21 protein-coding genes are annotated in these 20,364 nt (G+C 67.8%); all 21 read left to right on the top strand.

The features are described from left to right. The first annotated feature begins 2 nt into the window (after nucleotides 1-2). The 21 genes from AC5RVD_RS10040 to AC5RVD_RS09940 all read left to right on the top strand — a co-directional run bounded on the left by AC5RVD_RS10040 (nucleotide 3) and on the right by AC5RVD_RS09940 (nucleotide 20,303). On the top strand, nucleotides 3-425 hold the full coding sequence (locus AC5RVD_RS10040; protein WP_493989319.1) for a flagellar FliJ family protein: 423 nt from the start codon (nucleotides 3-5) through the stop codon (nucleotides 423-425). A gap of 2 nt (nucleotides 426-427) precedes the next feature. Continuing rightward, nucleotides 428-1,294 (top strand): C40 family peptidase, encoded by an 867-nt coding sequence (locus AC5RVD_RS10035; protein ID WP_494126852.1) that lies wholly within the window; start codon nucleotides 428-430, stop codon nucleotides 1,292-1,294. Further along, the gene (locus tag AC5RVD_RS10030) at nucleotides 1,291-2,886 is read left to right on the top strand and encodes a flagellar hook-length control protein FliK (RefSeq protein WP_494126851.1); all 1,596 of its coding nucleotides are present in this window, start codon (nucleotides 1,291-1,293) and stop codon (nucleotides 2,884-2,886) included. The genes AC5RVD_RS10035 and AC5RVD_RS10030 overlap by 4 nt, the downstream gene beginning before the upstream one ends. A gap of 13 nt (nucleotides 2,887-2,899) precedes the next feature. Beyond that, nucleotides 2,900-3,454: a flagellar hook assembly protein FlgD gene (locus AC5RVD_RS10025; RefSeq protein ID WP_494126850.1), complete on the top strand. Its 555-nt coding sequence runs from the start codon at nucleotides 2,900-2,902 to the stop codon at nucleotides 3,452-3,454. A 90-nt stretch (nucleotides 3,455-3,544) separates the two neighbouring features. After that, on the top strand, nucleotides 3,545-4,717 hold the full coding sequence (locus AC5RVD_RS10020) for a flagellar hook protein FlgE (protein WP_494126849.1): 1,173 nt from the start codon (nucleotides 3,545-3,547) through the stop codon (nucleotides 4,715-4,717). Nucleotides 4,718-4,853: 136 nt separating this feature from the next. After that, complete coding sequence (locus tag AC5RVD_RS10015) at nucleotides 4,854-5,003, top strand: hypothetical protein (RefSeq protein WP_494113484.1); 150 nt, start codon at nucleotides 4,854-4,856, stop codon at nucleotides 5,001-5,003. A gap of 269 nt (nucleotides 5,004-5,272) precedes the next feature. Further along, nucleotides 5,273-5,527: an RHS repeat-associated core domain-containing protein gene (locus AC5RVD_RS10010; RefSeq protein WP_494126848.1), complete on the top strand. Its 255-nt coding sequence runs from the start codon at nucleotides 5,273-5,275 to the stop codon at nucleotides 5,525-5,527. An 835-nt stretch (nucleotides 5,528-6,362) separates the two neighbouring features. Further along, entirely contained in the window at nucleotides 6,363-6,521 is a 159-nt protein-coding gene (locus AC5RVD_RS10005) for a hypothetical protein (protein WP_494126847.1), read from the top strand. 377 nt (nucleotides 6,522-6,898) lie between these two features. Further along, nucleotides 6,899-8,719, top strand: coding sequence for an HNH endonuclease signature motif containing protein (locus AC5RVD_RS10000; RefSeq protein ID WP_494126846.1), 1,821 nt, complete (start codon nucleotides 6,899-6,901; stop codon nucleotides 8,717-8,719). A 258-nt stretch (nucleotides 8,720-8,977) separates the two neighbouring features. Next, the gene (locus tag AC5RVD_RS09995) at nucleotides 8,978-9,295 is read left to right on the top strand and encodes a flagellar FlbD family protein (RefSeq protein ID WP_494126845.1); all 318 of its coding nucleotides are present in this window, start codon (nucleotides 8,978-8,980) and stop codon (nucleotides 9,293-9,295) included. Continuing rightward, nucleotides 9,296-10,117 (top strand): motility protein A, encoded by an 822-nt coding sequence (locus tag AC5RVD_RS09990; protein ID WP_494126844.1) that lies wholly within the window; start codon nucleotides 9,296-9,298, stop codon nucleotides 10,115-10,117. It abuts the gene before it with no gap. After that, nucleotides 10,114-11,205, top strand: coding sequence for an OmpA/MotB family protein (locus AC5RVD_RS09985; protein WP_494126843.1), 1,092 nt, complete (start codon nucleotides 10,114-10,116; stop codon nucleotides 11,203-11,205). Before AC5RVD_RS09990 ends, AC5RVD_RS09985 begins: the two co-directional genes overlap by 4 nt. A gap of 102 nt (nucleotides 11,206-11,307) precedes the next feature. After that, entirely contained in the window at nucleotides 11,308-12,225 is a 918-nt protein-coding gene (locus AC5RVD_RS09980; protein WP_494107663.1) for a flagellar motor switch protein FliM, read from the top strand. After that, nucleotides 12,222-12,920: a flagellar motor switch protein FliN gene (gene fliN / locus AC5RVD_RS09975; protein WP_494107664.1), complete on the top strand. Its 699-nt coding sequence runs from the start codon at nucleotides 12,222-12,224 to the stop codon at nucleotides 12,918-12,920. The genes AC5RVD_RS09980 and fliN overlap by 4 nt, the downstream gene beginning before the upstream one ends. Further along, a complete protein-coding gene (locus AC5RVD_RS09970; protein WP_494126842.1) occupies nucleotides 12,921-13,670 on the top strand; it encodes a FliO/MopB family protein in 750 nt (249 codons plus the stop codon). A 14-nt stretch (nucleotides 13,671-13,684) separates the two neighbouring features. Then, nucleotides 13,685-14,536: a flagellar type III secretion system pore protein FliP gene (gene fliP / locus AC5RVD_RS09965; RefSeq protein WP_494113476.1), complete on the top strand. Its 852-nt coding sequence runs from the start codon at nucleotides 13,685-13,687 to the stop codon at nucleotides 14,534-14,536. 2 nt (nucleotides 14,537-14,538) lie between these two features. Then, nucleotides 14,539-14,814 carry a flagellar biosynthesis protein FliQ gene (gene fliQ, locus AC5RVD_RS09960; RefSeq protein ID WP_494000437.1) on the top strand — a complete coding sequence of 92 codons (276 nt, stop codon included), beginning with the start codon at nucleotides 14,539-14,541 and terminating at the stop codon, nucleotides 14,812-14,814. Beyond that, nucleotides 14,814-15,572 carry a flagellar biosynthetic protein FliR gene (locus AC5RVD_RS09955; RefSeq protein ID WP_494126841.1) on the top strand — a complete coding sequence of 253 codons (759 nt, stop codon included), beginning with the start codon at nucleotides 14,814-14,816 and terminating at the stop codon, nucleotides 15,570-15,572. The genes fliQ and AC5RVD_RS09955 overlap by 1 nt, the downstream gene beginning before the upstream one ends. Next, entirely contained in the window at nucleotides 15,573-16,739 is a 1,167-nt protein-coding gene (locus AC5RVD_RS09950) for an EscU/YscU/HrcU family type III secretion system export apparatus switch protein (protein ID WP_494126840.1), read from the top strand. Then, nucleotides 16,739-18,793 (top strand): flagellar biosynthesis protein FlhA, encoded by a 2,055-nt coding sequence (gene flhA / locus AC5RVD_RS09945; protein WP_494113473.1) that lies wholly within the window; start codon nucleotides 16,739-16,741, stop codon nucleotides 18,791-18,793. Before AC5RVD_RS09950 ends, flhA begins: the two co-directional genes overlap by 1 nt. After that, nucleotides 18,768-20,303, top strand: coding sequence for a hypothetical protein (locus AC5RVD_RS09940; protein WP_494126839.1), 1,536 nt, complete (start codon nucleotides 18,768-18,770; stop codon nucleotides 20,301-20,303). Before flhA ends, AC5RVD_RS09940 begins: the two co-directional genes overlap by 26 nt. Nucleotides 20,304-20,364: the final 61 nt, after the last annotated feature.

Here is a 20,364-nt window from a genome sequence, read left to right as displayed (position 1 = left end):
AGATGGCACGATCCTTCCCCCTGGCCGGGCTGCTGCGGCTGCGCCAGCTACAGCAGGACCAGGCCGCCGGAAACCTCGCCGCCGCGAATCACCGTGCCCGCGAGTCCGGCGCCCGGGTGGTGGCTGCCCGCGACGAGCTGGGCGAGATCATGAGCGAAGTTTCCGATGCCGCCACGCTGCACGCCGTGGCCGCCGCCCGCTCCGCCTCGCGCAGCATGCTGGCCGATCTGGAAAACCTGGACCGGGCCCGGCAGAACGAGGCGCAGCAGGCGCAGCAGGAGTTCCTCGCCGTGCGCAAGCAGTCCGTGGGCCTGGAGAAGCTCGAGACCCGGCACCTTGCGGCCGAGGCGTTCGAAGAGCTGCGGCGCGAGCAGCTGGTGCTGGACGAGCTGTCCACCGGCGCCCGGGGCGGCGACGGACGATGAGCATGACCGATACCCTCGGGCGGATCCAGCAGATCCAGTCCACGCTGACCCAGCTCGCCCAGCCTCCCGCCGCCGCGGACGCCGCGTCCCGCGCGACCGCAGGCAGCAGCACGGGCGGCACCACGGCAAGCGCGTTTGCCGACGCGCTGACGGCAGCAGCCCAGACCCCCGCAACCGGCGCCGCGTCCGGGACCGCCGCGACCGGAACCGCCGCCGAGCTGATCAAGGCCACGGAAAAGTACGTGGGCCTGCCCTACGTCTGGGGCGGCAACGACGCGTCCGTCGGCCTCGACTGCTCGTCCTTCGTGCAGCACGCCTTCCGCGACATCGGCATCGACCTGCCGCGCGTCACCTGGGACCAGATGAAGGAAGGCACTGCGGTGGCTTCCATGGCCGACGCCAAGCCCGGCGACCTGCTCTTCTCGTTCGACGGCGGCCACGTCTCCATCTACCTGGGCAACGGCAAGGCCATCGACGCCCCGCAGCCCGGCGACACCATTAAGGTCCGCGACGCCTGGGAGAACGACTCCAACCTCACCACCATCCGCCGCATCCTGCCCGAGGAGTCCTCTGTCCAGGCTGCCGGCGCCGGCTCGGCTGCCAGCCCCGCCGGGTTGAGCGCCGACCAGCAGACCGCGCTGACCGACCTGATCGCCGCCGCGCAGCTCTCCACGTCCACCGGGTTGACCTCGATGCTCACCGGGCAGAACGGCACGTCCGGCGCGATCACCGCCATGCTCTCCGGCCAGACCGGCAACACCGGACTGGCCTCGATGCTCCCCGGCGGCCAGGGCACCAACGGTGCCGGACAGTTGACCGATCTGTTGGCCACCGCCCAGGCGGCCATGGCGAAGGGACGCACCGCATGAGCCTGCCCGTGAATTCCCTGCCCATCGCCCCGGCGGCCTCCGCCCGTTCGGGCGGGCCGTCCGCCCCGCGCTCCTCTTCTCCCGGTTTCGATGCCGCCATGCAGGATGCGCTGCAGCAAGGTTCCGTGGCTTCCGCCAAGCGCTCCAAGCACGACGGCGCTCCCTCCGCCGGGGGCACGACGACTCACGCGGGCGCCGCCGGGGCAGCCGGAGCCTTCCGGAACGACACCGCCCGGGGTGCAGCATCGCTGCCGGGCACCGGCGCGGCCGAGTCCGCCGCCGGTCCTTCCCGCGACGCTGCAGGGACTGATCCGGCAGCGGCAGTTGCTGGTCTCGGCGGCGCTCCGTCACCCTGGCCGCTCGCTGCCGGCCACGGCATCACCGTCGGCGATGCGACCAGCGCCGGAACTGCGATCGCCGAAGAAGGTGGCGAGGCAGGCCGGTCCCCGGTGCCAGATGGCGCCGCGACCGGAAGCCAGCAGGCCGCCGGAACGGGCACTGCAATTGGCACCGGCATTACCGGCGGCTGGCCCGCCTCGGTCACCGGTCCCGCAGGCGGCGCCGGAGCATCCGCGGGGGCCCATAGCCCGGTTGGCCTGGCCGCTCCCCGCGCTGAAGCAGCCGCAACCTTGGCTGATGCCCAGTCCGCCGCGAGCGCTGTTCACGGCGGGAACGTGGCCGAACAGGGCGCAGGAAGTCCGGCACCTGCACTGGCGAACGCTGCCGCAACCGCCGCGGGTGCACTCGGACCGGCCGCCGGACCAGGGGCAGCCGCCGTGGCCACCCCCGCGACCGGAGCCGGCGTCGCGCCGGCGGCCGCGACAGGCGACGCAGCGCAGAACCAGGCGGCGGGCCCACTCGCACCAGCGGTTCCCACCCAGCCCGCAACCCAGGCAACCGTTCCCACGCAGCCGCCCACCGGCGTCGTGCTTCCCGCCCAACCAGCGCCGGGCGCTCCGGCCCAAGGCGGAGCCGCAGCGGCACCGGCCGCCGCAGCCGCGGCCAGCGCGGTCCGCGGCGAGACCGAACAGCTGCAGCAGGGCATTCAGGTGCCGGTCGCCGCACAGCCGGTCCCGGTGTCCCAGCCGGCGGCTGCCGCTCCCGCCACGGCGCCCGCTCCCGTCCCGCCGCACCAGCAGCTGCCGTTCACCGCGCAGGTGGCCCGCCCGCTCTTTACGCTCGCGCAGGCCAGGCCCGGCGAGCATGTGATGACAATCAGCGTGACGCCGGACAACCTGGGCCCGGTCACCGTCCGCGCCCACGTGACGGGGGAGGGCGTCCGCGTGGAGCTCTTCGCGCCGAACGACGCCGGCCGCGACGCCTTGCGCGCCGTCATGGCCGACCTGAAGCGCGATCTTGCCGCCACCGGCCTGAACGCCAACCTGGACCTGTCCAACCAGAACCGCCCGAACGATGCGCGCCCCGGCATGCAGTTCGGTCCCGACGGCCGGCCCTCCGGCGGCCCGCAGGGACAGGAAGGCCGCCCCGGCGCAGCCACCGGAACCGCCGCCGATGCGGCCCCGGACACCACCGACCCATCCGCCCTGAGACGTCCCTACGGGATATCGACCAGCCTCGACGTGCTGGCCTGAGACAAGGAGAACCATGCCCACCGACTCCGTCCCACCCGTCGGCTCAGTCGCCCCGACGTACACCGCCCCGCCGGTCCGAGCACCGAAGCAGTCCATGGACGGCGAGATGTTCATGCACCTGCTGGTCACCCAGTTGCAGAACCAGGACCCCAGCTCGCCGATGGACACCAACCAAATGATCTCCCAGTCCACCCAGCTGGCCATGATGGAAAGCATCGCCACCATGACCACCACCAGCGAGGAGAACTTCTCCCTGCAGATGCGCGGCGTAGCCGCGGCGCTGGTGGGCCGCGAGGTCAGCTACTACGGCGCGGACGGATCCCTGGTCACAGGCACCGCCACCTCTGTGTCCTATGCCGGGCCGGTCCCTCAGGTGATCGTCGACGGCCGGGAGATCCCGCTGGATCTGGTCGCCGGGATCACCGCCGCCGGCGCGGCGGGGGAGTCGGGTCCGGGTGAAGCCACTAACGACGTCGGTGCCTCCGGCTCGGATGCCAGCGGCACCGATGCGCCGGGCGCCAACGCCGCGGCCAGCGCCGCCGGTACCACCGGGGGTGCCGCCGCCTGAGATGCTGCCCCCTAAGCCGGCTAATGCCGCCACCCAAATTTCCCAATCACTGAATTACCCGTCCGTTCCACGATCCGAAAGGCGCTGATTATGCTCCGCTCGCTCTACTCCGGAATCTCCGGACTCCGCTCCCACCAGACCATGCTTGATGTCACCGGCAACAACATCGCCAACGTCAACACCACCGGCTTCAAGGCCTCCTCCGTCCAGTTCCAGGACACCCTGTCCCAGATGACCCAGGGCGCAGGCGGCCCGCAGGCCCAGGCCGGCGGCACCAACCCGGCACAGGTGGGACTCGGCGTGCAGGTGGCCGGCATCTCCACCAACTTCACCCAGGGCTCCTCGCAGGCCACGGGCAAGGCCACCGACATGATGATCTCCGGCGACGGCTTCTTCATCACCACCAAGGGCGGCGAGCAGCTGTACACCCGCGCCGGCGCCTTCGAACTCGATTCCATGGGCCGCCTCGTCTCCCCGGACGGGGCCATCCTGCAGGGCTGGATGGCAGATGCCGACGGAAACATGCCCGTTGGCGGACCCATTGGCGCAATCGATCTTTCCCCTGACGCCATCTCCAAGGCCCGTGCCACTTCCGAGGCAGTGCTCGCAGGGAACCTTCCGTCTGACGCGAAGGAATCAGATGCCCTTGTCCGCGATGTTGAGGTCTTTACGGCGGACGGCACCAAGGCCAGCCTCTCCCTGACTTTCACTCGCACAGCAGACGGCTGGGATGTCTCCAAGACCGGCAGCGGGACTGTCGGTGCATCGCTTGCGCTCAACGGGAACGGCGTCCTGACGCCAAGCGGTCCCATGGCGGTTGACGGCGTCAACGTTAATCTGACGGGTCTCAGCGGTTACGCGGGCATGACTACCGTTGGCTTCGACAGCCAAAACGGTCGGGCCGCCGGCACCCTTGAATCCTTCACCATGAGCCCCGATGGCACACTCATGGGATCCTTCAGCAACGGGGACCAGGCTGTCGTCGGCCGAGTTGCACTGGCCAACTTCACCAACCCGGGGGGCCTCGAAAAGGCGGGTTCGTCGTCGTACCGTGCAACCGCCAACTCCGGCCAGGTCGAGCTGGGTACCGCCGGCACTGGCGGCCTTGGCACGCTGGCCGGTGGCTCGCTGGAAATGTCCAACGTGGACCTGTCGCAGGAATTCACCAACCTGATCGTCGCGCAGCGCGGCTTCCAGGCCAACGCCCGCATCATCACCACCTCAGATGAAGTGCTGCAGGAACTGACTAACCTGAAGCGCTAAAATTTCTGAACTTTTACTCTGTCTCCTAACAGAACATAGGAAAATAGCCCCGGTCCGACATACGTTCGGACCGGGTCTATCTCCTATTTGTGACCTGCATTACACTCGCCCCAGTACCAAGGGGGGGTACAGGTTCATGTCGAGGACACGCATCGAATATGGCGGCGGGTGGGATCCGATCGTCGTCGAGCAGGAGTTCGGCGTGCCTCCGCTGGACATCCCGCCCGTCCTCTCGCCGGTGCTCACCGTGGACGGACTGGAGTGGGGGCTGCTGCGGCTCCGCTAGTGGTTGTGGCCGTGGTCTCTGCGGGCACCGGTGTATTTCGGCCACAGGAGCTGCGGACTCTTGTTGAAGTGCAGTCAGCCCAATCGAGTCGAGGCAAGGTATGCGTAAGAGGCAGCACATCGCTGTATATATGTCCATGGCGATCTTTGCACTGTTGGCGGCGCTATACGCCGCGCTCGTTTTGGATTCGAGTCAAGCCGTTCCTAGAACAGCTATCCTTCTGTGCGCTGTTGTATTGCTCGCGACTGCAGTTTGGGGATATGTGATGAATGTTCGACGAAGGTGACGCTCCAGGCATCCATCGCCGTTGCCCAAACCCCTACCTCTTCAAGCAAGCCATCCAGAACTGCGCCATCGGCTGGGTCAAGTTCGGTGCCTGCTACTACAACCCTGACACAGGACGTTTCACCCAGCAGGACACCCTCGACACTCCCCTCGACCCCGCAAGCGCCAACCGCTACGCCTTCGCCACCAACGACCCCGTTAACCTCTCTGACCCCCCTTCGGCTCTACAGTTTCGCTGAAGGTGCCGCGGACTGCGCCACGGGAGCGGGGGTCACCGCTTCCATTGCCCTCGGGTTGGGCACTCTGAACGGGGGTTCGGGGACTGTTATTACCCTCGGAGTTAGTTGCGCGCTGAGCGTTGCTACAGGTATTTTTGCAGATTTAGTCACGGACAACGCAGTAGGCGAAACGAGCATAAAAATGGTCTGAACTATCTTGCTTTTCTCGGAGATTTGGCTCGGATAGGTAACGCCCTTCGTTAGATTGGAGTGCCAATGTTCCCGAAAAGAGGGCAGGTCTGGACTTACCGTGAAAGAGGGCGATTCCTGACTCTCATGATGGGCATACCGCTAGTCCTGATGCTGGTTGCTGGCATCTACTTCATGATTACTGAGTCAAATTGGACACTCATCCTCGTAACCATGCTTGGGCTCATGTTTTTGGCTATGTTCTTATTCGACAGCGAACGCAAGCATCGTGGAGAACCTTGAATTGGGCGCCGAATGCGAACCGGCCCTGGGTTTGAACATGGCCGTCTGGGAACCCTCGCACCTGTAGTGGGAGCCGTCGGAGGGCTGGATATGTGTGGGCATTGGGATCTACACAACTTATGAGGACTCGTGATGAAACCAAGGAGTTGCCGTTATCACTCCCGCCCTCGTACTGATGCTTACGATGCTTGCTCTGGCACTCGCGCAGCCGGAACTAACTCGGCCTCTGACCATCGTCATCCCCGTCGTAGGCGTTGCGGCTACAGTTACCGCATCAGTTCTGGAACGGTCATTGCGGCGGCAGAGCCCGCAGCCCAAGCCCAGCATGGGTCGGAAGGGGGTACGGCTTAGGAGGCTGCGGCTTGTGGTTCTTCTGGCAGCGGCCGCCTTCGTCCTGACGATGGCGGCCCTGGCACTGACCGGGCGGTCGGATCTGCTGCCCCTTCTTCTAATCGCCACGATCGTCGCAGCGGTTGCGGCGGGGGTGACGGCACTCCTCCTGGAGCGCCGGTCGAGGCAGTAACGTGCGGCTCCGGGTGCGGCCGCGGCTGGAACGGGAGTGGGATGAGCGTGACCCTACTCCGGCTGAGCGGAGATGGATCCGAGCTTCTTTTTTATCGGATCAGCCTACGATCTAGCGGGCACCGCCTAAGGGATGGTTCAGAGATTGCAGACCATTTCTTCATCGTCACACCTGAGACCACGTACGACCCTTACCGGGTTCCGCCCCGCGGAGTACCCCCACTTTGCAGCGGCCGCCTGCACCCCGTTCCCAGGCGGCCGTTATTTCTTTGCCGGGAATCAACCTCTGTTCATCAGCTGGTTTAGTGGCGTGGCACTACTCCTACACAATGGGCCCTTTTGGTGGCCGTCGAATGTGTGTACGAATAAAATTGTGGTATGGCTCTTGCACCGTTGGATCGCACCGGGGAGATGGGAACATCCCTGACCCAGGCGTTTGCCCTGCTGCAGGATATCGCTGACCGCTTTCCCGCGGAGTCTGCATCTTTGTGCACCCGGGATCTTGCCAATACGGTAGCGGCGGTCGAGGACGTTTCGAAGCTGGTGGAGTTCCTGCAGGCCGCCGGCGCCCAGGCCGTGGAGCGGGCGGACATCGCCGCCAACGGGGAACACTCCACGGCGCCCGGACCCGGAGTCGGCGCCCAGGCCGTGGAGCGGGCGGACATCGCCGGCAACGGCGAACACTCCACGGCGCCCGGCCCTTGCACAGGCACCAAGGCCGGGGCCGGCGCAGGGGCGGGGGAGTGGGCGGATCCGGCGGCGGCGATCAACACCGGCGTGGACGCCGCGAACCCGGACCTGTGCGGGTCAAAGCCGGCGCAGCGCCGCCGCAAGACGGAGTTCGCCAACAACGCGGAGTATCTGCGCTCACGGTTGGGGATCGGTATTGTCGAGGCGCGGCGCAGGCTGCGGGTCGGCAAGGCGATAACCGCGCCGGCGCGCTTTGACGGGGAACCCGGTGTCCCGGCGCTGCCGGTCCTGGCGGAGGCCATGGCCGGCGGGGAGGTCAGCGGCCACGCAGCGGCCGTGGTCGTTGATTCCCTGGACCGGGCCCGGCACGCCGGTACCCCGGAGGCGTTGCAGGCGATGGAAGCGTCGCTGGTCCGGCAGGCCGTAGAGGCCGATGCCGACACCCTGGTGATGGTCGCCAGGACGTGGGAAACCGCGGTCGACCAGGACGGTGCCGAGCCGACCGAGGAGGAACTGCGGGCCCGGCAGGGCATGTTCTACCGGGGCCGGCGCCGGGGGTTGCACCAGTTCGTCATTAACACCACCGATGCCCAGTACGAAGCACTCGCCACCGTGATGAACAGCGCCGCGAACCCGCGGATCCGCCCCGACGCCATCGAAACCGCCACCAAGGGCGGAAGTGAAGGTGGCACGGCAGGCCCCGCCGGCCCCGGCACCGGCAGCGCGGCAAACACCGACGCAGGCACTGCAGCGGCAGGCACGGATCATGCTGGTGCGGCCGGGACCGGCGTGGCAGACGCTGCATCCGCCATCGACGCTGCCGGCCCGGAAATGATTCCGGCTGAAGGTGCTGTGTCTGCAGGGGCTGATGGCCGCGGGGTGGTGGATCCGGCCGTGGTGGAGGCGATGGATGATGCCACCCGGGCGCAGAAGCTGCTCGCGGGCCTGGTCGGGGCCTGCCGGATCGCGTTGAACACCGGCAGGCTTCCGGACTCGGGCGGGCACCGGACGCAGGTGATCGTTACCACGGGGTATGACCAGCTGGCCGGGCTGCTCTCCGGCGGCGGCAGCGCGGTCTTTAACGGACCGGTGTCGGCCACCACGGTGCGCCGGATGGCCTGCGACGCGGAAATCATGCCGGCCGTCCTCGGGTCCGAGGGCGAAATCCTGGACCTGGGCAGGTCGCAACGGTTCTTCAACCGGGCCATCCGCCGGGCCTTGGTCGTCCGGGACAAGGGGTGTGCCTTCCCGGGGTGCAGCATGCCCGCGTTCTGGACCGAAGCGCACCACATCATCCCGTGGTGGGCCGGCGGTCGCACCACTGTCGATAACGGGGTGTGCCTCTGCCTGCTCCACCACGACCTGATCGAGCAAGGCAACTGGCAGATCAACGTCCTCGACGGCATCCCTTGGTTCACCCCGCCGGACTACATCGACCCCCGCCGCAAACCGCTGCGCAACTCCTACTGGCAAACCCACGTCCCACCCCAACCGCTCCAAGTCACGTGATGAAGCAGGCCTCCCGCAATGCCAGCGGTCCGGTTTTGGGGCGGGATCACTCACCACCCAACAGCAGGCGTGGCTCCCTATTACCGCCACTGGGCGCATGTCCTGCTGCAGGAGAAAGTGGAATCAAGTCCCAGCCCAGCCGGCGTGACCGGGAACGCACGCGACAAGCGGCCTGAGCAGCTAACCGCGGGGCGCGCGCGGCCGAAGGTAGTAGGTAGCGGCTCACCGGAGCCCTCGAGAAAACCTGGGACGGGGCCAATGATCGTAGTAACGCGGCTGAACGACAGCCAGTTTGCGGTCAACCCTGACCTCATTGAGCGCGTCCATGCCAACCCTGACACCACCTTGGTGATGGTCGACGGCGCGAAGTACATCGTCACCGAGACGATGAGCCAGGTCATCGAGATGATCGCCAGCTACCGCGCATACGTGCTGCACCTGGCCCGTGAGCTGCCGCCTTCAGTCCACCAGCACGGTCACCCCCAGCTCGGCCTCGTGCCACCCGCCGCGCCTGCCCCCGGAGAAGACTCCGCGGACTCCGGCAACACTGTGCCGCTGCGCCCTAGGAATACGTAAATGGATCCCGCAACACTTATAGGCCTCCTGCTGGCCTTCGGCTCGCTCTACGCCATGATCACCCTCGAGGGCGCCCACGTCTCGGCGCTCCTCATCCCGGCACCCATGATTCTGGTCTTTGGTGCCACTATCGCCGTGGGTTTGGCCAGCACCACCCTCAGGGACGGCCTGCACGCCTTCAAAGCGTTGCCCCGGGCTTTCACCGGCAAGGTCGCGAAGCCGCAGGTAGTCATTGACCGAGTGGTGGAACTGGCCGAGAAAGCGCGCAGCGAGGGCCTGCTGGCACTGGATGCAGAGGCGACCGAGGAGAAGGACCCATTCATGCAGCGGGCGCTGCAGAACATCGCCGACGGCACCGACGGCGAGGAACTGCGGATCCTCCTCGAAGACGAGATCAGCACCAAAGCGCGCACCGATCGTCAATCCTCCAAGTTTTTTATGGGCATGGGCGGCTACGCCCCGACCATCGGCATCATCGGCACCGTTGTATCGCTGACGCACGTGCTGGAAAACCTCTCCACCCCGGATACCTTGGGACCGATGATTGCGACGGCGTTCGTTGCAACCCTGTGGGGCCTGCTCTCCGCCAACTTCATTTGGCTGCCGATCGGCGGCAAGCTGAGGCGCTTGTCCGACCTGGAAACCGAACGCATGACCCTGCTAATGGAAGGCATGCTGGCGGTCCAGGCCGGCAGCCAGCCTCGGCTGTTGGGCGAACGACTGCGTGCCATGGTTCCGGAGCATGAGATGAGCGCGGGGAAGCCGGGCAAGGAAGGCAAATCCGGCAAGTCCGACGACAAGCCTGCGGTCAAGGCAGCATGAAGTCGCGGCGCCCGCGCCGGCCGCTCGGCGCGGAAGAAGACGAGCACCCGGACGAGCGGTGGATGGCCTCCTACATGGACATGGTCACCGTGCTGATGTGTATGTTCATCGTGCTCTTCGCCATGTCCACGGTGGATGCGGCGAAGTTCGAGAAGCTGGCCAACTCGTTGGCCACTGGTTTCGGCGTGGAACGCACCCAAGCGGTTGATACGGCGGAAGGGGTAGTCGTCCCGCCGGAACTCGTTGACGCGGAGGGCCAGGGGTTTACCAGCGGTGACGCCGAAGAGGACACCGAGGGCGAGCTGAAAACCGATCTCGACGTGGCCATCAAGGAAGTCAATGACCTGCGCAACATCCAGGAGAAGATCACCAAGGGGCTGCAGGAAGAAGGCCTCGAAAAAGCTGTCCGCTTCCAGCTTGACGAACGCGGGCTGACCGTTCGCCTGATTGGCAGCGAGACGTTCTTCGAGCCCGACTCACCGGCGCTCACCCGGCAGACCATCAAGGTCCTGAACGTGGTGGGTCCGGTGCTGAGGCCGGTCGGCTACGAGCTGAAGGTGGAAGGCCACACGGCGCAGGTGCGCCATCTGGACCCGAACGCTCTGGACTGGGAGCTCTCCTCGGAGCGTGCCGTGAATGTGCTGCGCCATCTGGTGGAAGACAGCGGCGTGGTTTCGAACCGCATCTCCGCCGTTGGCTTCGGTGAATCCAGGCCGCTGACCACCAGCGGGAGCGACAAAGATCTCACCATGAACCGTCGCGTGGACATCGTGGTGCTTTCCGGCCAGCCGGAAGCCATCCGCAACCTGATCCCGGAAGTCATGAAGGATCCTGCCGGCGCCGCCAAGGAGGCCGCTGCGGAACGGGCGGAATTGGCCAAGAAGGCCGCCGAAGCTGAAGCTGCGGAAAAGGCCGAGGCCGAGTCGGCTGAGGCTGAAGCCGCTGAGGACAAACCTGCCGAGCGCGTGGCAGGAGAACCGGGTGGAAGCTCCGGGAAGGACGTCGTCACCGGCGATGGCCACAGCGGCGGCCCTGGGCCGGACGCCACCTACGCGCCGGCGCCCGGCGCGACCTCCTCCGACCACTGAGGGCTCGGCTCTGGCACCGGGCGGCCGACGTCGGACGTGCCGCCGGGGACCCGCCCACCTGCATTCCCGAAACTGCTAACATCCCGAATCAGGCTGCCGATAGTGCCTGCTGTGACGGTCCAGGAACATGCGCACTCTAGCGCGCCCGAAAAGCCGGCCAGAGCCGTCGAAGTTTACGATTTCCGGCGGCCCACCACTCTGGCGCGGGAGCATTCCCGCGTGCTGGAGTTGGCCTTCGAAACATTCGCCCGACAGTGGGGCACCCAGCTGACCGCCAAGGTCCGCGTGATCTGCACGGTCACGTCGGAGCAGGTCCAGATGCAAACCTACGACGAGTACGCGGCCTCTTTGCCGGCCAGTACCGCGATGGTCCTCTGCGCCCTCGACGACATCACCGGCAAGGCCGTGATCCAGTTCCCGACCAAGGCTGCGATGACGTGGGTAGACCACATGCTGGGCGGCAACGGCAGCCACGACTATCCGGACCGCAAGTTCACCCAGATTGAACAGGCCCTGGTCAGCCGCCTCATGGAGGACGCGCTGGAGGACCTGCGCTACTCGCTGGGTTCCCTGCTCACCACGCCCATCAGCCTGGACCAGATCCATTACAACTCGCAGTTCGCGCAGGCGGCGGCAACCAACGACCTGATGATCGTTGCCACCTTCGAAATCCGGGTCGGCGACATGTCCGCGCCCGCTACGGTAGCAATCCCGGCCGAGGTGCTGCTGACCCAGCTGCGTGATTCGTTCGCCATGAGCAGCCCGGCCAACGCACGGAAGCTGCTGGAGACCCAGCTGGTGCAGATCCCGGTGGACGTGGCCCTGCAATTCGCCCCCATGCGCGTCCGTCCCGGCCAGGTCCTTGACTTGGCCATAGGCGACCTGCTGCCGCTGCCGCACCCGCAACACCGCCCGCTGGATGTTGCCGTCAACGGCGAACGGCTGGCGCATGCCGCCGTGGGCGCCAACGGCAACCGCCTGGCCGGAGTCATTGTTACAACCGAGGAGAACGCCCGATGACACAGACCCAGACCCTCCAGGCTGCTGCCGCCGACGCGCTCCTGGGGCTGCTGCCCACCAACACGCCGCTCTACGCGGTTCGCCAGGACGAAGGCGGGCCGCTGCCCGGGCAGGTGGCCTCCGCCGTCGTCGGATCCTTTGTGGGCGGTACCTCGGCCGACGTCGCCTTGGTGGTGGCCGACCAGGCCGCGCTGGCCGCCGCCGCGGGTACGGATTCCCCGTTGGTATCCGCCGCCGACCTGCTGCGCCCGGCGCTGGAAGCGGCCACGTCCGTTCTCGGTGCCGGTGTGCTGGGTGAAGCACGCGTCGGCAACGCCGCGGCGCTGTTCTCCGATCCGGAAGCCGCAGTGTTCAAGCTAACCGGCGGCGACGGCGAGGCCGGCGGCTGGTTCGCCATCCGGCTGCGCGGTAACCCGGCCGGGCACGGCGCGGACGACTCGGTGTTGGCCAAGCTGGGCCGCATCAACAACGTGGAAATGGCGCTGACGGTGGAGATTGGCCGCACGCGGATGTCCGTGCGCGACGTGCTGAACCTGGAGCCGGGCGGCGTGATCGAACTGGACCGCTCGGCCGGTGCCCCCGCCGACGTGCTGCTCAACGGCCGCCTGATCGCCCACGGCGAGGTCGTCGTCGTCGACCAGGACTACGCCGTGCGCATCACCAAGATCCTCGACGTGCCCGAAGGACTCCTCTAAATGGAGACAGTAGTCCTCGCTTTGCGGGTAGCGCTCTCGCTGGCCGTGGTGCTGGGGCTGCTCTGGGTGCTGCAGCGCCGCTTCAGCCGCGGCGCCCGCACCGGCGCCCGCAAGCTGGTGCGCGTGGTGGAACGCCAGACCATCGGGCCCAAGGCGGCCGTCGTGGTGGTTGACGCCGACGGCCAGCGCTTCGTGCTGGGCGTGACGGATCAGGCCGTGCACGTGCTGGACAGCCGTGAGGCGCCGGTCGAAGAGGCGGCCGAGCCCGCCCACCGCGCTCCACAGACCACGGCGGACAGCTTCTCCCGGCTGCTGGAGCTTGCCACCGGCCGCCCATCGGGCCAGGACCAGGCCGCCGCAGAGGCGGCGGTCCCGTCCGGCTCGTCCGATGCTGCGGCCGCCCCCCGAACGGCAGTTTCCTCCGTCGCCGACTCCGGTTTCCCGCGCCGCGCGGCCCGTCGTGCCGCCGCGCCCATGCCCGAGCCGCTCGTCGAACAAGCGATTGAAGAGCACCCGGTCGCCGCGCAGGAGTTCGACGAGGCGAACCACGACAACGACGTCATTCCCATCCGGCAGGCCGGACTGTATCCGATCGACGGCGGACGGCGTTCTGTCCGCACCGGCCGCCGGGCGTCGCGTCCGGCCGGCTGGGCGGAGCAGGCGCCGGATTCCCCGCTGGCCGGCTCCATCCTTTCGCCGTCGACCTGGAAGCAGACCGCCGAAGCCCTGAAGCAGGTCCGTTCGCGTTGAGAAGCACCGGCATTATGGCCTTGACGGCGGGCCGCTGGCCGCGTCTGGCCACCACAGCACTGCTGGCGTTACTGCTGGCGGTGGTCTTTGCCGTCGTCGCCGCCATCCTGAGCGCGCCTTCAGCCTTCGCGTCGCCGGTCGCCCCGGTTCCCCCCGTGGACCCGCTGGCCCCCGTGGAACCGGGGTCGCCGGACGGCGACGGCGGGTTCTCGGTGGAAATCAACGGGCCCAACGGGACGCCGTCGTCCGCCGTCATCACTCTGCTGGGCATCACGCTGCTGTCGGTGGCTCCCGCGCTGCTGCTGATGATGACGTCCTTCACCAAGATCTTCGTGGTGCTGGCGATGACCCGGAACGCGCTGTCCCTGCCCTCCATCCCGCCGAACCAGGTGCTGGCCGGGCTGGCGCTGTTCCTGTCGCTGTTCATCATGTGGCCAGTGCTGACCCAAGTGAACGAGCTGGGCGTGCAGCCGTACATGGAAGGGACCACGAACTTCACGGACGCGGTGGGTGCCGCCGCCGCTCCGCTGCAGAACTTCATGCTGGCGCACACCCGCGAGGAAGACCTGGCGCTGATGATGCGCGCTGCCGACCTGCCCAACCCGGAGAATCCGGAGGCGGTGCCGCTGCAGACCCTGATCCCGGCGTTCATGATTTCCGAGTTGCGCGCCGCGTTCATCATCGGGTTTGTCATCTTCGTGCCGTTCCTGGTGATCGACCTGGTGGTGGCCTCGGCGCTGATGTCCATGGGCATGATGATGCTCCCGCCGGTGATGATTTCGCTGCCGTTCAAGATCCTGCTGTTCGTGCTGGTGGATGGCTGGGGCCTGATCATCACCGCCCTGGTCGGAAGTTACGGTACCTAGCCGTGGATACAAACGCCGTCCTCGACATCGGCCTGCAGGGCCTGCTGGTCGCCGCCAAACTCTCCGCCCCGGTGCTGGTCACCGCGCTGGTGGTGGGCTTCGCCGTCTCCCTGGTGCAGTCCATGACGCAGATCCAGGAAATCACGCTGTCCTTCGTGCCCAAGGCCGTGGCGGTGGCCGTGGCGCTGCTGATCTGCGGACACTGGATGATCTCCGAGATGGTCTCCTTCACCCAGGAAATGTTCGAGAAAATCCCCGGCCTGCTCGGCGGCGGATAATGAACCTCCCGCTCGACCAGGCGTGGATCGAGGCCACCATGCTGGCAGGTGTCCGCATGGTGGCTTTCCTGCTGATTGCCCCGCCGTTCTCCTACGGAGCCATCCCGACCCGCATCAAGGCGATGCTCGGCGTCGGACTGGCCCTGGCGGTCTCCCCGCGGGTGGCCAACGGGTACGAGCCGATGAGCACGGCGGGGTTCTTCGGCGCGCTGGTGCTGGAGATCCTGGTGGGCGCGCTGCTGGGCTTCCTCGTGTTGGTGGTGTTCTCCGCGGTGCAGTCGGCGGGCACGCTGATCGACCTGTTCGGCGGCTTCTCCATGGCGCAGGCGTTCGACCCGCAGTCGATGGTCAACGGCGCCCAGTTCACCCGGCTGTTCCAGATGGCCGCCCTGGTGCTGCTGTTCGCCTCCGACGGCTACCAGTTGATCATTGGCGGGCTCGCGCGCAGTTTCACCGCGCTGCCGCTGGGCGGGGGAGTCGACCTGGCCGAGCCCGTGCAGCTGATCATCACCGGCGTGACGCAGATGTTCCTGGCGGCGGTGCAGATTGCCGGACCCCTGCTGGTGGTGCTGTTCCTGGCCGACGCCGGCCTGGGTCTGCTCACGCGGGTGGCCCCGGCGCTGAACGCGTTTGCGCTGGGTTTTCCGTTGAAGATCTTCCTGACCCTGACCCTGGCCGGCGTGGTGTTCGTGGCGCTGCCGCGGATTGTCTCCTCGCTCGCCGGGCAGGCCGTGACGGCGCTGACGGGGGTGGGCTAGATGTCGCAGGAAACGTCCGAAGAACGGACAGAGCAAGCCACCCCCAAGCGGATGAAGGACGTCCGCCAGAAGGGCCAGCTCTCCAAATCCCAGGACCTCACCGCCTGGCTTGGCGTGGGCGCGGCCGCGTTGATGCTGCCGATGACCATCGACCGGGCCTCCCAGGCCGGCACTGACCAGATGTTCACCGTCACCCGGATGATCCAGTCGCCGGACCCGGGGCTGGTGGTCAAGGTGCTCGAGGACGGGCTGGGCACCATCACGTACACGCTCACACCGATGTTCCTGGCCGTGGTCGCCGTGGTCATCGCGGGTGCGGCGCTGCAGGGCGGCATCCACTGGAAGAAGTTCAAACCCGAGACCCAGCAGTTCAACCTGGTCAACGGGCTCAAGAAGGTGTTCGGCATGCAGGCGCTCTGGCAGGGTGCCAAGGCGCTGCTGAAGACCGTGGTGGTGGGACTGGCCCTGTACTTTGTGATCCAGGGGCTGGTCCCGGTGTTGATGACCGCCGGCGGGCTTTCGGTCGCCTCGCTGCTCGAGGCTGCGGGCGGCGGCACCGCCGGCCTGCTGCAGACCGCGATCATCGCCGGCCTGATGCTGGCCGTGCTGGACGTGATGGTGGTGATCCGGCGCAACCGCAAGAAAACCCGGATGACCAAGAAGGAAGTCCGCGACGAGAACAAGAACTCCGAGGGCGATCCGCTGATCAAGTCGCAGCGGCGCTCGCGGCAGCTGGCGATGAGCCGCAACCGCATGATCGCCGCGGTGGGAGGCTCCGACGTCGTGCTGGTCAACCCGACCCACTACGCGGTGGCGCTGAAGTACGAACCGGGAAAGTCGGCGCCGCGCGTGGTGGCCAAGGGGGCGGGCAACATTGCCGCCCGCATCCGCGAGGAAGCCGAAACCACCCGCGTGCCGGTGGTGCGCGATGTCCCGCTGGCCCGGGCGCTGCACGCCGCCTGCGAGATCGGCCAGGAAATCCCCATGGAGCTCTACAACGCCGTGGCCCGCGTGCTGGCCTTCGTCATGAGCCTGAAGGCCCGCGGCACGGCCGTCGGCGTCCACACCATGGCGGAGCCGGCCATGACCGACGCCGATGCCGCCGCCCACGCTTCAACCCGGCAGGGCCGCCGTGCCTTGTCCCTACCGTCACCCGGAGGTGACTGATGAACCGCAACCTCTCCAAGCTCGCCGTCCCGATCGGGGTGGTGGGCATCATCCTGCTGCTGGTGGTGCCGATTCCGGCGGGACTGCTGGATGTGCTGATCATCGTGAACATCCTGCTGGCGCTGGTGATCCTGCTGACCACCATGTTCGTGAAGAAGCCGCTGGACTTCTCCGTGTTCCCGTCGCTGCTGCTGGTGGCCACGCTGTTCCGGCTGGGCCTGAACGTGGCGTCCACCCGGCTGGTGCTGGGCGACGGCTACGCCGGGCAGGTGATCGAGGCCTTCGGCCACGTGGCCGTGGGCGGCTCGATCATCATCGGCGCGGTGGTGTTCCTGATCCTGGTGGTCATCCAGTTCGTGGTGGTCACCAAGGGCGCCGAGCGGGTGGCCGAGGTGGGCGCGCGCTTCACGCTGGACGCGATGCCGGGCAAGCAGATGGCGATCGACGCCGACCTGAACGCCGGCCTGATCACCGACGCGCAGGCCCGCGAACGCCGTGCCGAGGTGTCCGCCGAAGCCGACTTCTACGGCGCCATGGACGGCGCGTCCAAGTTCGTCAAGGGCGACGCGATCGCCGGCATCATCATTATCATCATCAACATCATCGGCGGCATCGCCATCGGCATGCTGCAGCGCGGCATGGAGATCGGCGACGCGGTCAGCACCTACACCCTGCTGACCATCGGCGACGGCCTGGTCACGCAGATCCCGGCGCTGCTGATGGCCGTGTCCACCGGCATGGTCGTGACCCGGTCGAATGCCGACTCCGAAATGGGCTCCGACGCCTCCGACCAGCTGACCCAGTCCCGCCAGGCGCTGATGATCGCCGGCGGCGCGGCCATTCTGCTGGCCCTGATCCCGGGCATGCCCAAGATCCCGTTCATCCTGGTGGGCGCGTTCCTGATCTTCATGGCACAGCGGCTCAAGGCCACGGAGGCGGCCAAAGCCAAGGACGACGACGCCGCTGCCGCCGAAGCGGGTCAGGCGGCTCCCGCTTCGGAGACTACCGAGGACCTGATCGAACAGATGCGGGTGCACGCGCTGGAGATCCAGCTGGCCCCGGACCTGGTGGATTTGGTCTCCGGCGCCTCCGACGACCTGCTGGCCCGGGTGCGCGCGCTGCGCCGGAAGATTGCCATGGAGCTGGGCGTGGTGGTGCCGCCGGTGCGCACCCGCGACAGCATCGACCTGCCGATGTCCACGTATGTGATCCGGATTGCCGGCGTGGAGGCCGGCCGCGGCGACGCACCGGCGGGCAAGGTCCTGGCGCTGGGGGACAACCTGGAATCGCTGCCGGGCGTCGCCACGGTGGAGCCGGTGTTCGGGCTGGCCGGCAAATGGGTCCCGGCGGAGATGCGGCACAGCGCGGAGATGGCCGGAGCCACCGTGATCGACCGGGTCTCCGTGCTGGTCACGCACCTGTCCTCGTTGATCTCCGCCAACGCCGCGCGGCTGCTGACCCGGGAGGACGTGCGCGTGCTGACCGAGGGCGTGAAGTCGGTGAACCCGTCCGCCGTCGACGAACTCACCCCGTCCCTGCTGTCGCTGGCCGAGGTGCAGCGCGTGCTGCAGGGGCTGCTGGCGGAGCAGATCCCGATCAACGACCTGCCGCGCATCTACGAGGCGCTGGCGCTGAAGGCCAAGTCGTCCACCGACCCGGAGGGGCTGATCGAGGCCGCCCGGCAGGCGCTGGGCCCGGCCTTGACCGCGCAGTACCTGGACGGGCAGCTGCTGCGCGTGATCATGATCGATCCCACGCTGGAGCAGTCGATGCTGGAGGGCATGCGCCCGTCCGAACACGGCACGCAGATCCTGCTCTCGGTGGAACGGACCGAAGCCGTGCTGGCCTCGCTGCGGAACGCGCTGGAGAAGGTGGAAGCCAACGGCCTCACCGCCGTGCTGGTGTGCGCGCCCGCGCTGCGCCCCGCCATCCGGCGGCTCGTCTCGGCGCAGGCCGGGGGACTTCCGGTACTGTCCTACCAGGAGGTCACCTCCGCCAACGTGAAGATCGAGACCGTGGGGGTAGTACGTGTCGGCCAGACGGCTGCAGCTTAAAGGCGCATCCCTCCAGGAACTCAAGGCCAAGGTCCTGGCCGACCACGGGCCCGACGCGAAGATCGTCGCGGCCGAAAAGGTCACGGTCGGCGGCATCCGCGGCTTCTTCGCCCGCGAGCACTACGAAGTCACCGTGGAACTGCCGGCCTCGACCGTGCGCGGCCAGCACGCCCTGGACCAGAAGGCACGCGCCGGAATCGCCGCGCTGCTGGCCGACGCCGAGCGCACCGAATCAAGGCTGCACGGCAAGGCGCCCGAACTGCACGTCTCCACGCATACCGACCAGTTCGCGGTCATCATGGACAACCTGACCTTCAACACGGCGCGGCCCACCCGGCTACCCAAGGGCGCCCGCCTGGAGGAACCGCTGCCGGAAGCCGCCGGCGGGCAGGCGGAGGGCTCCGGAGCCGCCGCGGCAGGGCCCGGCTCGGGACGGCGGCGGATCGACCCGAAACCCCCGAAGGACGCGGGCACAGATGCCGGCGGCGCGGCCGCGCTGGGGCCGGAGGCCCGTGCAGCGGCCATCGAAGACCCCGTCACGGAAGCCCCCGTCACGGAGGCCCCAGCCACGGGAGCCCCAGCCACGGCAGCCGCAGCCACCGCAGCCGCAGCAGCCCCGGTCCCAATTACGGCAGCTTCGGCCATGCCGGCGGCAGCAGTGGCCGGCGGTTCCCTGGAGGCCACCGGATCCCGGACCCGGCCGGCCGGTACGGGCCGCCGCGCGGCGGCCGGACCCCCGGCAACCGAGGCTTTTGAGCGGGAGCATGGGCAGGCGGAGCAGGCCGGGCAGGAGGTTGAGCAGGCCGGCACGGAGGCCACCGACCCGGCTCCGCGCCGCTCGGCCCACACTGAAGGCCACGCAGACGCCGGGGGAGGCACCGGCGTAGTCGTCGGCACAGTCACAGAGGACGGGCCGGCGCAGCCGCAGGAGGCCCAGCGGGCCGCGGGCGCGGGCCCGGCCGGCAAGCCGGCCATCCCGGTGCCGCTGTACGGTCCGGGGGACCTGGTGCTGGTGATCGGCCAGGGCGATGTTGCCCTGGAGGCTGCCACTTCCATGGCCGCCGCGGCGCCAGCGGTTAACGGTGCGCCGTCCGAGGCCGCCGATTGGATTTACGGCGGCGGGAACATGGTGAAGATGGCCGGTGCGCATGCCGCCGATGTCCGGAGACCGGTGCAGGACCGCAACAGTGCGATAGGTGCCCGTGCCCGAGGCGTGGAGCGCGGACAGAGCGTCTTCGTGGCCTTTGGCTTGGGTCAGGCGCTCACGCCGTCTTTGGAGCTGCTCGCGCTCCTGCCGGCACTGGGAGCCGACCAGATCTGGCTGGCGGTGGACGCCGGGCGGAAGGCCGAGGACACCGACCGCTGGGTGCAGGCCGTGCAGCGGGTCGTCGTTCCCGACGGCCTGGCGGTCACCGGAACGAGGCACACCGGCTCGCCGAAGACGGTCAACACACTCGGGGTGCCGGTGGGTTGGGTGGACGGCGAGCCGGCCGAGGCCGCCTGGCTCTGACGCCCGCGACGGGTTGCGCGGCCTGCCCCGGCGCCAAGTTCAGCTGCGATAGAGTTGACGC

Source organism: Arthrobacter sp. THG-b23, from assembly GCF_059091265.1.
This window is presented reverse-complemented; position numbering and strand designations above follow the sequence as displayed.